Origin of the sequence: Corynebacterium sp., assembly GCF_030152825.1 — a bacterium.
GTDB lineage: Bacteria > Actinomycetota > Actinomycetes > Mycobacteriales > Mycobacteriaceae > Corynebacterium.
On record NZ_JASLIP010000013.1, the window covers coordinates 1 to 14,692 of the forward strand.

Genomic DNA, 14,692 nt, shown 5'->3' on the forward strand with positions numbered 1-14,692 from the left:
CCCGGCTCACCGACATGGCCGCCAACGACCGTTGTGTTGCGATCGGGGAGACCGGCCTGGACGGGTACTGGATCAGGCACGACGAGTCCACGCCTTCCCTCGAAGTGCAGGAAGCCGCCCTGCGCTGGCACATCGACCTCGCGGTCAACTCGGGCAAGCCGTTGATGATCCACAACCGCGAAGCCGACGAAGACCTGATGCGCATTCTCGCGGATGCCCCGCAACCCGCCGACGTCATCCTGCACTGCTTTTCCTCCCCGCTGGAGGTGGCACGCGAGGCCATCGACCGCGGCTACGTGCTCTCCTTCGCCGGCAACGCGACCTTCAAGCGCAATGACGAACTGCGAGAGGCAGCGCGCCTGGCCCCGGCCGAGCAGATCCTCGTGGAAACGGATGCGCCCTATATGACCCCCGAGCCTTTCCGGGGGGCGCGCAACGAGCCCGGGTTTGTGGGATATACAGCCCGAGTCCTCGCGGAGGCGCGTGGCCAGTCGCCGGCCGAGTTCGCGGAACTTGCATGGGCGAATGCCAACCGCATCTTTGGGCTTGAGGGCTAAGGGCGAGGCAACCCTCGTTATCTTTCTGTGCGACCCGGAGGGGGATCGCAGGCGCATCCAGCGCCTTTCGTCCTGGTGCGCAAGCGGGCTGCCGTTGCATATGTGACGAGCTGTTATTGCTGTTACAGTGCGTGTTCCCCACCTGAGGGTGATTTTGCCCACGTCTCGGGATTCTTCTGGATTTAATTTCATCGTTATCGTATTGTGATAAAAGTTCAGCCCCGCCAGGGGTCGCAGCGATCACGGGAATAACGAGAGGTTTCGAGTGTCTCCTAAGAAGAAGTCCAGCTTGCACCGCATTAACAACACCAACTCCACGCCACTGCGCCTGGCCACCGGCGGCATGCTGGCGACCCTGGTTGTCGGCGGTGGCGTCGCTGCTGCGGCGCACAAGAACATCACGCTGGACGTCAACGGCGAAATCGTCGAGGCCAGCTCCGTCACTGGCAACGTCGGCGACATCCTGGAGAAGAACGGCGTCGAGGTCAACCCCAAGGACCTGGTCAGCCCGGCGCCGTCCGAGTCTGTCTCCAACAACGACACCATCAAGGTGCGCTCCTCCAAGCAGGTCGCCCTGATCATCGACGGCAAGCGCGAGAATGTCGACACCACCTCCGTCACCGTCGAGGAGATGCTGCGCCAGGTCGGCAAGTACGACGAGATCGCCACCGGCTCCCTCTCGGCCGGTATGAACACCAAGATCCCGGCTGAGGGCATGGATCTGGACGTCACCACCTCCAAGTACTTCACCCTCAACGACGGCGGCAAGCAGGGTCGCATGAAGATGCCGGCCCGCACCGTCGGCGACATCTTCGAGCTGCGTGGCACCCCGCTGGGCAAGGATGACATCGTCACCCCGTCCGCAGACACCCCGCTGCGCGAGGGCATGCACATCGACGTCGTCCGCGTCTCCAAGAAGGATCACACCTTCGAGCGCGCCGTGAGCGCTCCGGAGCGCGAGATCGAGGATGCAAACCTGCCAGAGGGCGAGCGGAAGGTCGTCAAGGAGGGCAAGGACGGCAAGGAGCGCGTAAAGCTGCTGGTCACCCGCCACAACGGCAAAGTCACCGACCGCAAGGTTCTGGAGCGCGAGGAGCTCGAGGCCCCGGTTGAGGCAGTGGTCAAGGTCGGCACCAAGCCGAAGAAGCCGGCTGGCCCTGACGCCCCGGCTGTCGCGAACGGCTCCGTGTGGGACGAGCTCGCGCAGTGTGAGGCAACCGGTGACTGGTCCATCAACACCGGCAACGGCTTCTCCGGCGGCCTGCAGTTCACCCCGTCCACCTGGGCGGCATTCGGCGGCACCGAGTACGCTCCGGAAGCCCACATGGCCACCCGCGAGCAGCAGATCGCCGTGGCCGAGAAGGTCCAGGCCGCGCAGGGCTGGGGTGCATGGCCTGCCTGCACCGCGAAGATGGGCCTGCGCTAAAGCCCAGCGTTCGCAGAACACAAGCACTGACCGGCAGCCGTAGCGGGGAAGCATTTTCGCCCGCTACGCTGCCGGTCGTTTATATTCGAAGGCGTGAATGATGACGTGCGTGCCCAGGATGCCCCGGCGCTAGACGGGGGAGTATCGCTGCTCGGGCCGGTCGAGATCCGCCAGCTCGCCGAGGAGCTGGGGGTCAACCCCACCAAGAAGCTCGGCCAGAACTTCGTCCACGACCCCAACACGGTTCGTAAGATCCTGCACGCCGCGGATGTCGGCCCGCAGGATCACGTGATCGAGGTCGGTCCCGGGCTGGGCTCGCTGACGCTGGCGCTGCTGGGCGCGGTGGGGGAGGTCACCGCCGTCGAGATCGACCCGCTGTTGGCAGGACGTCTGCCACGCACCGTCGCCGAGCAGGCCGCTCCGGTCGCCGACAAACTCCACCTCATCCTCCGCGATGCCCTCCAGATCACCGCCACCGACTGGGCTGAGCAGGGGCTGACGGAACCCACCGCACTGGTGGCGAACCTGCCCTATAACGTCTCCGTCCCGGTCCTGTTGCACCTGCTGGAGCAGTTCCCCACGATCAGTCGGGTGCTCGTGATGGTGCAGCTGGAGGTCGCGGACCGGCTGGCCGCCAAGCCGGGCAGCAAGATCTACGGCGTGCCCAGCGTGAAGGCCCGCTACCACGGCGATACCTTCCGCGCCGCGACGATCGGCAAGAACGTCTTCTGGCCCGCCCCGAAGGTGGACTCCGGGTTGGTGCGCATCGACCGCTGGGGTGTGGGGGACAAGCCGGCCGCCCCGTGGGCCGAGGCGGTCGCCGCCTCGGGATTCGCAGAGGAAGTCGTGCGCCGGGAGACCTTCGCCCTGGCCGACGCGGCCTTCCTGCAGCGGCGCAAGACCCTGCGCGCCGCTCTCTCCGGACACTTCGGCGGCGGCCAGCAGGCCGAGGAGGTCCTGCGTGCAGCGGGCATCGACCCGAAGCAGCGTGGGGAGAAGCTCGGCGCCGAGGAATTCGTGACGCTTGCCCTGGCCAGTCTCGCCAGTCAGGAGGGGCAGTGAGTACTCCGCGAACCGGTGACGAGCAGCAAGGCACGCCGCGCATCAGCGTGGCTGCCACTGCGCACGGCAAGATCAACCTTCACTTGGGGGTCGGCGACGTCCGGCCGGACGGCTACCACGAGCTGGAAACCATCTTCCAGTCCGTGAGCCTTAAAGAGACCGTGACCCTCACGGCCGTGCCCCGCGGCGAGGAACCCGAGCTCACCGTTTCCGGCCCGGATGCCCACCTGGTGCCGCGCGACCCCAGCAACCTCGCCTGGCGCGCCGTCGAGATCGTCCGCGACCTGTGGTGCGAGCGCGCCGGCATGCTGGAGGGCCCGGCCGCGGACCCGGCGACCCGCGCGCCGTCGGTGAGCATCCACATCGACAAGAATGTGCCCGTGGCCGGCGGGATGGCCGGTGGCTCCGCGGACGCCGCCGCCGCCCTCGTCGCCGCCGTGGAGTTCTACTTCGGCCGCCAGCCACTGCCATACCCCACCCCGCGCAAGGCTGTGGCGCCCAGCCAGGCGGAGCTGCTGGCACTCGCCGGCACCCTTGGCGCCGACGTGCCCTTCGGCGTGCTCGGCGGCACCGCGCTCGGCACTGCCCGAGGAGACGAGCTGATCAGCATCATGTCCCAGGGGCCGTACCACTGGGCGATTGCCACCGATAAGCGCGGGCTGTCCACCCCGGAGGTCTTCGCGCAGCTGGACCGCCAGCGGGAGGCCGCGCGCACCGGCAACCGGCCGGACGTCCGCGCCCAGGGGACCGAGGAGCTGATGCGCGCGCTGGTCACCGGCGACCCCCACCAGCTCGCCCCGCTGCTGGTCAACGACCTGCAGGCGCCCGCGATTAGCCTGCTGCCCAGCCTGCGGCTAACGCTGGCGGTAGCCAAGGAGGCGGGCGCGCTCGCTGCCATCGTCTCCGGCTCCGGGCCATCCATCGCCATGCTGTGCGAGGACGAGGCCAGCGCCGTGGAGGTTGCCACCGCTGTGTCCGTGGCGGGGAAGGCGAGCGCCACCGTCGTGACTAGTTCGCCCGCGCCGGGGGCGCGTGTGGTACGTAGCTAGCCTGGAAAACACAAGAAAACAGCACAAAAGAAATTAAAGGAGAGCGAAAACCCACCGTGGTGAACCTCATCAACCTGGAAAACGTCGAGAAGTCCTATGGCCTGAAAACCCTGTTGGACAAGGTCAGCCTCGGAGTTAACGAGGGCGACCGCATCGGCGTCGTGGGCCTCAACGGTGGCGGCAAGTCCACCCTCCTGAAGGTGATCTCCAAGCAGGTCCCCGCCGACGCGGGGCGGGTATCCCACAACAACGACCTGCGCCTGGCGATGGTCACCCAGGACGTCCTCCGGGAGTGCCTCACCGATCCGGAGAAGAAGGATCTGACGGTGGGGCAGGCTGTCCTCGACCCGCTGGGAATGGAGACCTACGAGTGGGCCTCCCAGCCGAAGGTGCGCCGCGTGCTGCATGGCTTGGGCATCGTGGAGCTCGGGCTCGACACCCCGGTCTCGCAGCTCTCCGGTGGTGAGCGCCGTCGCACCGGCCTGGCTGCCGCACTCGTCCAGGACCTCGACCTGCTCATCCTCGACGAGCCGACCAACCACCTCGACGTCGAGGGCGTGCAGTGGCTGGCCGAGCACATTCTGTCCCGCAACACTGCGCTGCTCGTCGTCACCCACGACCGCTGGTTCCTCGACACCGTCGCTACCTACACCTGGGAGGTCCACGACGGGAAGGTGGACGTTTACGAGGGCGGCTACAACGACTGGACGTTCGCCCGCGCCGAGCGCACCCGTCAGGCCAACGCCGCCGAACAGCGCCGCCAGAATCTCGCCCGCCGCGAGCTCGCCTGGCTGCGCCGCGGGGCACCCGCCCGCACCTCCAAGCCGCGCTATCGCATCGAGGCCGCCGAGGCCATCATCGCGGACGTCCCGCCGCTGCGTGACAGCGTGGAGCTGATGAGCTTCGCCGCCCGCCGCCAGGGCAAGAAGGTCATCGACCTGGAGGACGCCAGCATCAGCACGCCGGACGGCCGGCGCCTCATCGAACACCTCACGTGGCGTCTGGGGCCCGGCGAGCGCATTGGTCTGGTGGGTGTCAACGGCTCCGGCAAGACCACCCTGCTGCGCACCCTGGCGGGCGATTACCCGCTGGACTCAGGCAAGCGCATCGAGGGCAAGACCGTGCGCATCGGTTGGCTCCGCCAGGAGCTCGACGACCTGGATCCGGAGCGCCGCCTGCTGGACACCGTCACGGACGTGGCCAGCTACGTGACGATCGGGGATAAGGAGATCTCCGCCTCCCAGCTGGCCGAGCGGCTGGGCTTCAGCCCGAAGCGGCAGCGCACCCCGGTCAAGAACCTCTCCGGTGGCGAGCGCCGCCGCCTGCAGCTCACCCGCGTGCTCATGAGCGAACCCAACGTGCTGCTGCTCGACGAGCCCACCAACGACCTGGACATCGACACCCTCCAGGAGCTGGAGACGCTGCTGGATAACTGGGCCGGCACCCTCGTGGTCATTTCTCACGACCGCTACCTCATCGAAAGGCTCTGCGATTCCACCTGGGCGCTCCTCGGCGATGGGGAGCTGACAAATCTTCCCGGCGGGATCGAGCAGTACCTTACGCTGCGCGCCGAGCAGGCCAAGGCTTTAGGCACGGACGAAAACTCCATGAACCTGGGAGGCCAGGGTGGTGACGTCGAGAAAACAGAAAAGAAGGAAACAAGCGGCCTGAGCGCGCAGGAGGACCGCGAGCTGCGTAAGCAGATGAACGCCGCGGAGCGGAAGATGGCGAAGCTGGCCGAGAAGATCGCGGGGCTCGAGGAGGAGATGGCAGCGGCTGCCGAGGCCATGGACCACGAGAAACTCGCCGAGCTCAACGAGGCGCTGCAGGCTGCCAACGGCGAGCACGAGGAGCTCGAAATGGAGTGGCTGGAGGCCGCGGAGCGCCGTGAAAACGCCTAGTCAGGTCGCGAGAATAAAAAAGATGGCATAGTCCGATGGCCCGTGGCTAGCATAGGGTCATGATTCTGATTAATGTTCGATACAAGCCACTGGACGAGTACGTCGAGAACTTCCGCGAGCACGTCACGGAATTCACCGAGGCTACCCGTAAGGAGCCGGGCTGCCTGTGGTTCGACTGGTTCCGCAACACGGACGACCCGAGCGAGTACATCCTCATCGAGGCTTTCGAGGACGACGCTGCGGAGGCACACGTGAACTCCGAGCACTTCAAGAAGGCCACGGAGCTCTTCCCGAAGATCCTCAAGGAGACCCCGCAGATCATCAACACGCTGATCCCGGGGAAGACCGAGTGGGACCGCATGGCGGAGTTCCAGGTCGACTAACAATTTCTGTGGCGGCGCGCCGGGAACCCCGGCCCGTCGTCACAGGTATATCTAGCGAAGAAACGATCAGTTAAGGGTGGGTATCGTGACGCAGTTTATTTCCACAGTGGTTGAAGGCCGGACGGGAATTATCGAACTCGACCGTCCGAAGGCGCTGAACTCCCTCAACCAGGAGATGATCACGGGGATCCGAGAGGCCGTGGATGGTTGGTTGGACGACGCCGCCGTCGAGCAGATCCTCATCCGTTCCAGCAGCGAGCGGGCGTTCTGCGCCGGGGGCGACGTCCGTTCCGTAGCTGAGGACGACGCCGCCGGTTTCCACCAGTCCGGTGACCAGTTCTTCGAGAAGGAGTACGGGCTGAATCGTCGCCTGGCCACCTACCCGAAGCCCATCGTCGCCGTCTGGCAGGGAGTGGTGATGGGAGGTGGGTTCGGAATCTCCGCCCACGGCTCCCACCGCGTCGTCGGGCCCAAGGTGCTGGCGGCGATGCCGGAGGCGGCCATCGCTTTTGTTCCGGACGTCGGCATGACCCACCGCCTGAACAACCTCACGCCCCCGGAGGGCTACGCGGAGCAGCTCCCGGAGGCTGGGGCGCTGGCCGTGTTCCTCGGAACCACCGGGTGGCGGATGAATAGTGCCGACCTGCTGGCCACGGGGCTGGCAACGCACTTCGCGCCCGATCCGCAGGCCTTTGGCGATGCGGTGGGGGCGAAGGGGCTGGCCCGCGCGCTGCGGGAGGACGCTCAGGAACCGGCCACGGCGCTCGCCGACAGCGTGGCGGGTGAGCCATCTACGGTGGTCGCGAATGCGCAGCTGATCAGCGAAATCTTCGGTGGGGAGTCCTGGCGGGAGATCGAACAGGCGCTCGCTGCAGCCAGCGCCCCGGACGAGGCGGGGGAGAAGTTCCTCGCGGATGTTCGCGAGGCGGTGAAGATCGCCAACCCGACGAGCCTGGTGGCGATCACCGAGATCATGCGACACGCTCGCCATACGGACCTGGCCACCGCGCTGCGCAACGAGTTCGCGGTGGGCGCTGCTCTGCGACGCGAGCCCAACTTCCCGGAGGGTATCCGGGCAGTACTGGTGGATAAGGATCAGTCGCCCCACTTCGAACCCGCAGCTGCCGTCGACGTAAACCCAGCCGTGTGGCGGGAGATGCTGGAGTCCTAACCCGGCTTAGTTGGTGCCGAAACCACGCTCCAGGCGGTCGAAGCCGGTGTCGAGGATGTCCTCGAGCGCCTCTTCACCGGCGTAGCCAGGGTTATTGGCGATCTCGGTGGCCGCGTTGACCATTGCGGTCACGGCGTTGATCAGCAGGTGGATCTCCACGAGGCTGAGCGCGCCATCGCAGTAGCGGTGTACCGCGTGGGTGAGGCTGCCGAAAATCTCGAGCAGCACGCCCGTGCCCTCGCGGTCCATCTGCACCGTCATGTGCTCACCGAGGGAGGATGCGAGGTTGATCGCGGGCAGCGGGTTCTCGCCCGAGGTCATGATCTCGTGGGTGATCTGGCGCAGCAGCTGCACCGGGGCCAGCCCCGGTTCGGTCCGGTCGATCTTCTCGGCGATCTGGCGGACGTAGGTCTCGATGAAGTGCAGGAACGCTGCGTCGCGGTTGGGGAAGTAGTTGTGGAAGGTGCGGGAGGAGACCCGGGCGCGCCGGGTGATCGCCCGGATGCTGGCGCCGTCGGACCCCTCCTCGAGCATGAGCTCGGCCGCCGCGCGGGCGAGCGAATCACGGGTATCGGCCTTCTTCCGGTCCCGCAGGGTACGTAGCTTCTTCGCAGCGCCCTCGATGACCAACGGGCGCTGGTCCTCCGAGCCTCCGGCGAGGGGAGTGCGTGAGTTGTTCTGGGTTTTGCTCAACTCGAACCACCTAAATGACTATCTCTTTGCCCTTCACGTGCGGGGCAATCTTAATGGGGATTATTCCCAATTTGGCACAAAACTACGTGAAATTCTGTTCATCAATTATAGCTGAATATGTAGCTGTGCTATGGAATAGGAAAATATTCATCGGCTGCCCCTCTGTGATGGGGTTCGAGGGGGTGCCGGGGCGGTGAGTGCGACGGTCGGCTATCCGATCGGCAGGCGTCGCAACAGAGGGTGTTCAAAATCACGGCCCGCAGGCTCCTGCGGATGCGCGTTGCCACCTTGTTCCCAGTATTCTATTAGCTATGAACAATGCCATCGCCTTTCAGGGTCCGCACAATCCCCACCCGAAGAAGCTGAAGAAGAAGGCTTATGAAAAGGAGCTCAAGCGCCTGCAGGCTGAGCTCGTCGAGATGCAGCAGTGGGTTGTCGAGGCCGGCGCCCGCGTCGTCATCATCATGGAGGGGCGCGACGCCGCAGGTAAGGGATCGGCCATCAAGCGCATCACCCAGTACCTCAACCCGCGCTCCTGCCGCGTCGAGGCGCTGCCGGCGCCGACCGAGCGCGAGAAGGGCCAGTGGTACTTCCAGCGCTACGTCGAGAAGCTGCCGACCGCCGGCGAGATCGTGATCTTCGACCGCTCCTGGTACAACCGCGCCGGTGTGGAGCGCGTCATGGGCTTCTGCACGACCGATGAGTACCGCCGCTTCCTGCACCAGGCCCCGATCTTCGAGCGCCTGCTCGTTGAGGACGGCATTATCCTGCGCAAGTACTGGTTCTCCGTCTCCGACGAGGAGCAGTACGCACGCTTCACCTCCCGTCTCGAGGATCCGCTGCGCCGCTGGAAGCTCTCCCCGATGGACCTGCAGTCCATCACCCGCTGGGAGGATTACTCCCGCGCCAAGGACGCCATGTTCGTTCACACGGATATCCCCTCCGCCCCGTGGTACACGGTGGAGAGCGAGGACAAGAAGCGCTCCCGCGTGAACGTCATTGCTCACCTGCTGGATTCCATCCCTTATCACCGCATCGAGCGCGAGCTGCCGGGGATCCCGGAGCGCCCGGTTTCCGAGTCCAACTACCAGCGCCCGCCGCGCGAGGAGTTCCGCTACGTGCCGGATTACGCCGCCAAGCTCGAGGTCGACGAGGAGTCCAAGGGCAAGGACTCCAAAAAGTCCTAGATCCCGCCGATGGGGTAGTGGGGACGTCGTGCTAGTAGCCTAGGGCGTCATGCTGCATGCCGTTTCCTTCGCGCTGGTTGATTCGCTCAACGCGCTGCTCATCGGAGTCATCGTCGCCCTCGGCGTGATGCTGCCACCCGCCGCGCCTTACCGGCGCATCGCCACGCTCGTGGTGGGCGGGGACTGGCTCGGTGTGCTTGTCCTCTCCGTGGTGACCATGCTGGCCTTCGACGGGCTCGGCGACGCGGTGACCCGTGCGCTGGACTCCCCGGTCTTCGCGATCGTCCTCATCGCTATCGGTGTGCTCACCCTCGTGCTCACGCTGCGGAGCAAGCCGGGGGCCGAGCAGTCCCAGCTGCTCAACCGGATGGTGGGGCCGCTGACCACCCCGTCCGCCGCGACTTTCGGCCTGGGCTTCCTGCTCGGCGTGATCCAATCCGCGACCTCGGCGCCCTTCTTCACCGGCCTGGCCTATCTTTCGGCCGGGGACTATTCCGCGTTGTTGCGCTACGTTGGGCTGATTTTCTACGCCAGCTTGGCGCTCAGTCTTCCCGCGGTGAGCGCCGTGTTCGTGGGCCTCGTGCGTGCTTACCCGAACGGTGTGTTCGGCTCGGCGATGGTAGCCATGCGGGAGCGCAAAGCCGCGATGGCTAAGGCCGCCGGCTACCTGGTCGCGGCGGTTCTCATCCTCTTCGGCGCCTCGTTGCTGCTCTAGATTTCTTCCTTGAGGACGTCAACGGCCCCGCTGCTTGAAAGCAGCGGGGCCGTTCGTGGTTCCGGCTGCGCGGCGGTCTCGATGCCGCGCCATGCCCACCAGGGCGGGATGGCTAGTCCGCGACCAGCGTCTCCAGGGTCAGATCCGGGAATTCCTTTTCGATGAAGGCCAGCTTCCACTTATCGCCGAACAAGGCGATGAGCTCGCCGTCGCCGCGGGTGAAGATCTCCACGCCGCGCTGGCGTCCCAACTGCGGGGCGGAGGCCTCGTCGGTGCGGCGGGCCACCGAATACGGCACCGGCTCGGTGACGGTCTCCACGTTATACTCCGCAGCCATGCGCCCCTGCATCACCTCGAACTGCATCGGACCGACCGCAGCCATCACCGGGGCGGCGTCGCCGCGCAGGTCGTTGCGCAAGATCTGAACAACGCCTTCGGACTCCAGCTGCTCCAGCGCCTTGCGGAACTGCTTGTACTTGCCCAGGGACTTCGCGCGCAGCGTTTGGAAGTGCTCCGGGGCGAACTGCGGCATCGGCGGGAACTGCACCTTCTTGCCGGTATAGATCGTGTCGCCCGGCGCCAGCGCGCCCGCGTTGACCAGGCCGATGATGTCGCCCGGATATGCGGTCTCCACCGTCTCGCGGGTCCGGCCGAACATCGTCAACGCGTGCTTGGAGGAGAAGCTGCGGCCCGACTGGGCGTGGGTGACCTGCATGCCGCGCTCGAACTCGCCGGAAATGATCCGCATGAACGCCAGGCGGTCGCGGTGGTGGGCGTCCATGCCGGCCTGCACCTTGAACACCACGCCGGAGAAATCATCCCCGGTATCGCGGAACTCCTGCACCGCAGCGGAGGCACCGGACTGGGCAGCCAGCGCCTTCTCGTCGGATGCCCGGCCGGCGGGGGAGGGAGCCAGTGCGCACAGGGTGTCCAGGATTTGGTGCACGCCGAAGTTCAGCATCGCGGAGGCGAAGATCACCGGCGAGGTCACGCACTGCAGGAAGAGCTCCTGATCGTGCAGTGCGCCGTCGGCTGCCAGCAGCTCGGCCTCCTCGACGGCGGTCTCCCAGACATCCCCCTCGCGCTCAGCGGCTTCATCCGGGGTGTAGTGCTTCTCCGGGGCGATAGTCGAACCGCCGGCGGTGCGGGTGAAGTGGATGTACTCCTCCGCGTTGCCGTCTTCGTTGATACGGGCGAGTCCCCGGAAATCCCCGGCCTCGCCGACGGGCCAGAACAGCGGGGTCGGCTGCAGGTCGATCTCGCTGACGATCTCCTCCACCAGGTCCAGGGCGTCCCGGCCCACCCGGTCCCACTTGTTAATCACCGTGACGATGGGCAGCCCACGGGCCTTACACACCCGGAAGAGCTTCAACGTCTGCGGCTCAAGACCCTTACCGCCGTCGACGAGCATCACCGCGGCATCCACGGCGGAGAGCACGCGGTAGGTGTCCTCCGAGAAGTCCGCGTGGCCCGGGGTGTCCACCAGGTTGATGACGTATGGCTCGCCCTCGTGCCCCTCCGGTGCGTAGTCGAACTGCAGTGCCGAGGAACCGATCGAGATGCCGCGGTCCTTCTCCATCTCCATCCAGTCGGAGACGGTGGACTTGCGCCCCGCCTTGCCGTGCACCGCGCCGGCCTCCTGGATGACGTGGGCGTGCAGCGCCAGCGCCTCGGTGAGGGTGGATTTACCGGCGTCCGGGTGGGCGATGACGGCGAAGGTACGGCGTCGGGTGGCTTCAGCAGCAGCGTGGGCGTTCATGAGTACCCAGGGTAGCGCCCCACAAGCCCCAGCCCGAATCCCTCCAGCCGCTGGGCAGGAGGTGGGGCCAGTGGGCTAAACTTTCACACCATGTCCAGCACTGACCCCCAGTACGTCGCGATTGATACGGTCGTGCCCGCAGTACTCGGGATCGTGCTGATGATCCTGATCTGGGCGACCCTGCGCTCCATGCTGGTGCTCTCCTCGGAGGACCGGATGCTGGGGGTGCGCATCCCCCGGATTAAGCGCCTGAACCCTGTTGTCTTGGCGGCGAAGTCCGATTTCAAGAAGGCCAACACGTGGGTGCTGCTGCTGTTCGCCATCGCGGTGCTGATCGCGCTGGCACAGGGGGCGCACCGCCTGGTGGTGTGGGGTTGCGTGGTGCTGCCCGTGCTCCAGATCTGCGCGGGCTTGTGGTTCTGGGCAAAGGGGCGCCGAGCCATCCGGCAGGAGCGCAGGCTTTCGCGGTGGTGGGAGATCGGCGATGAGAATGCGGATTTCGCGGACGCGGAATCGGCCTCCGAGTCCGCCCGCAAGCAGTACGCCCACTATCAACAGCAGCCCGGCACCGTGCCCCGCTCCTTCGACCAGCTGGTGTACCCGAAGTCCGCGGGCTGGTTGTTCATCCTCGCTTACGGTGTGGTGGTCGCCGCCGGTGTGGCGGTGTGGTGGAACACCGACGTGCACAGCGGCCGGGAACTGTGGCAGGTCTACCGCACCCCGTTCTGCGCGGCGCTGCTGGCCCTGGTGGCCTTCGTCGCTTCCTACTGGCTGAGCTTTTACAACCCTTCGGCTCGCGGTCAGCGCCGCGGCCCGGAGCTCATTGTGTGCATGGCGAGGCTGCAGCGGGGGATCGCGTTGTTGACGCTCATCGCCCTCATCGTGGTGAACGTGGGCGTGATCACACCGGTCGTTCCAGCGCTCTCCGATCAGGCGGATATGCTGGGCATCCTACGGGGCGCAGGTTGGGTGTGCGTCGCCGTCGTGGCCGCTGTGGACATCCTCTGGCCTGCGCTAACGCTGGTGAGGCTGCGCCAGAAGGCGGCGGAAAAGCAGCGCTCCTAGCGCGCCGAGGGATCGGCCGGTACAGCCAGGGTCGAGGGCCCGGCAGCTAGAAAAAGGGGGCAACACTAGGGGTGGAATCCCACTTTTAATCCCAAGACAATTAGGGTTTAGGGTGGTTAATCTTTGCCCCTTTAATTTTTGGAGGTCTCATGTCCGCTTCTGCGTCCATCGACAAGCAGCAAGCTGATTGGAACGAGCGCGTCGCCCTGGCGGAAAAGATGATCCCGCTGCTCGGGCAGCTCCGCCGCGAAAAGAACGTCGTGACGTCCATCTTCGGTCGCCAGCTCATCAACGTTGCTGAGACCGATATTCTGAAGCAGCACCGCTTCGCACGTCGCATCACCAACAACGACCTGCCGATCGCGCACACCATGCCGATCCTCGAGCGCATCGCAGAGCTCGACCTGAACACCGTCGCTGCGGACCTCGGCGCCCTGGCCACCGCATTCGAGGACAAGGGTGGCGACTTCGGTGATACCGCCGCCATCGACGAGTTCCTCAAGGAGCAGTTCGCCGACGTCATCGGCACCCGTGGCGACACCCCGACCACCGACGTCGTCCTCTACGGCTTCGGCCGCATCGGCCGCCTCCTGGCTCGCATCCTGCTCGCCCAGAGCTCCGAGAAGGCCGGCCCGCGCCTGCGCGCCATCGTCGTCCGCAAGAACTCCGAGGACGACCTGCAGAAGCGTGCCTCCCTGCTGCGCCGCGACTCCGTCCACGGCAGCTTCGACGGCACCATCTGGCTCGACGAGGAGAACAACGTCATCTGGGCCAACGGCACCCCGATCCAGGTCATCTACGCCAACAAGCCGGCCGAGATCGACTACACCCAGTACGGCATCGATAACGCCATCGTCGTCGACAACACCGGCGTGTGGCGTGACCGCGAGGGGCTGGGCCAGCACCTGCAGGCCAAGGGCGTTGCCCGCGCACTGCTCACCGCACCGGGCAAGGGCGACATCAAGAACCTCGTCTTCGGCATCAACCACACCGACGTCGACCTGGACTCCGAGGACGACCGCATCCTCTCCGCCGCGTCCTGCACCACCAACGGCATCACCCCGGTGCTGAAGGTCGTCAACGACAAGTGGGGTGTGGACCACGGCCATGTCGAGACCGTCCACGCCTTCACCAACGACCAGAACCTCATCGACAACTTCCACAAGGGCGAGCGCCGCGGCCGTGCTGCAACCCTGAACATGGTGCTCACCGAGACCGGTGCCGCCAAGGCTGTCTCCAAGGCCCTGCCGGAGTTCGAGGGCAAGCTGACCGGTAACGCCATCCGCGTCCCGACCCCGGACGTCTCCATGGCCGTGCTGAACCTCAGCATGTCCCGCGAGGTCACCAAGGACGAGGTCAACAGCTACCTGCGCGACGTCTCGCTCGTCTCCGAGCTGCGTCCGCAGGTGGACTACATCGACTCCCCGGAGGTCGTCTCCACCGACTTCGTGGGTTCTACCCACGCTGGTGTCGTCGATGGCCGCGCGACGATCGCTGCCGGCAAGAACCTCGTGCTCTATGTCTGGTACGACAACGAGTTCGGTTACTCCTGCCAGGTGGTCCGCATCATCGAGCAGCTGGCCGGCGCGCAGCACGCCGTCGTGCCTGCCCGGACCGCGCTCGACAAGCTGGACTAGTTTTACGTGTAAGGGTCGGAAGCCCGCCACCAGTGCTGGTGGCGGGCTTCCTTATGTTCTGAAGCTTCCGGGGGTGGGGACCGTGCG

Annotated in this window: 13 protein-coding genes; 11 read left to right on the forward strand and 2 right to left on the reverse strand. The window is 65.8% G+C overall.

The features are described from left to right. From Q1V78_RS02175 to Q1V78_RS02205, 7 genes are all read left to right on the forward strand, one after another. A partial coding sequence (locus tag Q1V78_RS02175; protein WP_300611138.1) for a TatD family hydrolase occupies positions 1–557 on the forward strand: 557 nt, incomplete at its 5' end. A 265-nt stretch (positions 558–822) separates the two neighbouring features. Beyond that, complete coding sequence (locus Q1V78_RS02180) at positions 823–1,983, forward strand: resuscitation-promoting factor (protein ID WP_300611141.1); 1,161 nt, start codon at positions 823–825, stop codon at positions 1,981–1,983. A 93-nt stretch (positions 1,984–2,076) separates the two neighbouring features. After that, a complete protein-coding gene (gene rsmA, locus Q1V78_RS02185) occupies positions 2,077–3,045 on the forward strand; it encodes a 16S rRNA (adenine(1518)-N(6)/adenine(1519)-N(6))-dimethyltransferase RsmA (RefSeq protein ID WP_300611143.1) in 969 nt (322 codons plus the stop codon). After that, a complete protein-coding gene (locus tag Q1V78_RS02190) occupies positions 3,042–4,094 on the forward strand; it encodes a 4-(cytidine 5'-diphospho)-2-C-methyl-D-erythritol kinase (protein ID WP_300611145.1) in 1,053 nt (350 codons plus the stop codon). Before rsmA ends, Q1V78_RS02190 begins: the two co-directional genes overlap by 4 nt. A gap of 56 nt (positions 4,095–4,150) precedes the next feature. Continuing rightward, the gene (locus Q1V78_RS02195) at positions 4,151–5,995 is read left to right on the forward strand and encodes an ABC-F family ATP-binding cassette domain-containing protein (protein ID WP_300611146.1); all 1,845 of its coding nucleotides are present in this window, start codon (positions 4,151–4,153) and stop codon (positions 5,993–5,995) included. A 59-nt stretch (positions 5,996–6,054) separates the two neighbouring features. Further along, positions 6,055–6,378: a putative quinol monooxygenase gene (locus Q1V78_RS02200; protein ID WP_300611148.1), complete on the forward strand. Its 324-nt coding sequence runs from the start codon at positions 6,055–6,057 to the stop codon at positions 6,376–6,378. A gap of 85 nt (positions 6,379–6,463) precedes the next feature. Beyond that, entirely contained in the window at positions 6,464–7,549 is a 1,086-nt protein-coding gene (locus tag Q1V78_RS02205) for an enoyl-CoA hydratase/isomerase family protein (protein ID WP_300611150.1), read from the forward strand. Positions 7,550–7,555: 6 nt separating this feature from the next. Here Q1V78_RS02205 and Q1V78_RS02210 read toward each other — a convergent pair whose 3' ends face one another. Beyond that, positions 7,556–8,242: a TetR/AcrR family transcriptional regulator gene (locus Q1V78_RS02210; protein WP_300611152.1), complete on the reverse strand. Its 687-nt coding sequence runs from the start codon at positions 8,240–8,242 to the stop codon at positions 7,556–7,558. Positions 8,243–8,553: 311 nt separating this feature from the next. Between Q1V78_RS02210 and ppk2 the strand changes: the two genes are divergently transcribed. Together ppk2 and Q1V78_RS02220 are read left to right on the forward strand one after the other, a co-directional pair. Then, entirely contained in the window at positions 8,554–9,429 is an 876-nt protein-coding gene (ppk2, locus tag Q1V78_RS02215; protein ID WP_300611154.1) for a polyphosphate kinase 2, read from the forward strand. A gap of 49 nt (positions 9,430–9,478) precedes the next feature. Next, the gene (locus Q1V78_RS02220) at positions 9,479–10,144 is read left to right on the forward strand and encodes a hypothetical protein (protein ID WP_300611156.1); all 666 of its coding nucleotides are present in this window, start codon (positions 9,479–9,481) and stop codon (positions 10,142–10,144) included. Between the two features lie 112 nt (positions 10,145–10,256). Here Q1V78_RS02220 and Q1V78_RS02225 read toward each other — a convergent pair whose 3' ends face one another. Further along, positions 10,257–11,903: a peptide chain release factor 3 gene (locus Q1V78_RS02225; protein WP_300611158.1), complete on the reverse strand. Its 1,647-nt coding sequence runs from the start codon at positions 11,901–11,903 to the stop codon at positions 10,257–10,259. 90 nt (positions 11,904–11,993) lie between these two features. Here Q1V78_RS02225 and Q1V78_RS02230 point away from each other — a divergent pair, with 90 nt between their 5' ends. After that, entirely contained in the window at positions 11,994–12,968 is a 975-nt protein-coding gene (locus tag Q1V78_RS02230; RefSeq protein WP_300611160.1) for a hypothetical protein, read from the forward strand. A gap of 149 nt (positions 12,969–13,117) precedes the next feature. Then, complete coding sequence (locus tag Q1V78_RS02235) at positions 13,118–14,605, forward strand: glyceraldehyde-3-phosphate dehydrogenase (RefSeq protein ID WP_300611162.1); 1,488 nt, start codon at positions 13,118–13,120, stop codon at positions 14,603–14,605. Positions 14,606–14,692: the final 87 nt, after the last annotated feature.

Excerpts from the sequence above, each read along its gene's own strand:
- Q1V78_RS02200 (WP_300611148.1), top strand. The coding sequence starts at position 6,055 with ATGATTCTGATTAATGTTCGATACAAGCCACTGGACGAGTACGTCGAG.
- ppk2 (WP_300611154.1), top strand. The coding sequence starts at position 8,554 with ATGAACAATGCCATCGCCTTTCAGGGTCCGCACAATCCCCACCCGAAG.
- Q1V78_RS02220 (WP_300611156.1), top strand. The coding sequence starts at position 9,479 with ATGCTGCATGCCGTTTCCTTCGCGCTGGTTGATTCGCTCAACGCGCTG.
- Q1V78_RS02225 (WP_300611158.1), bottom strand. The coding sequence starts at position 11,903 with ATGAACGCCCACGCTGCTGCTGAAGCCACCCGACGCCGTACCTTCGCC.
- Q1V78_RS02230 (WP_300611160.1), top strand. The coding sequence starts at position 11,994 with ATGTCCAGCACTGACCCCCAGTACGTCGCGATTGATACGGTCGTGCCC.
- Q1V78_RS02235 (WP_300611162.1), top strand. The coding sequence starts at position 13,118 with ATGTCCGCTTCTGCGTCCATCGACAAGCAGCAAGCTGATTGGAACGAG.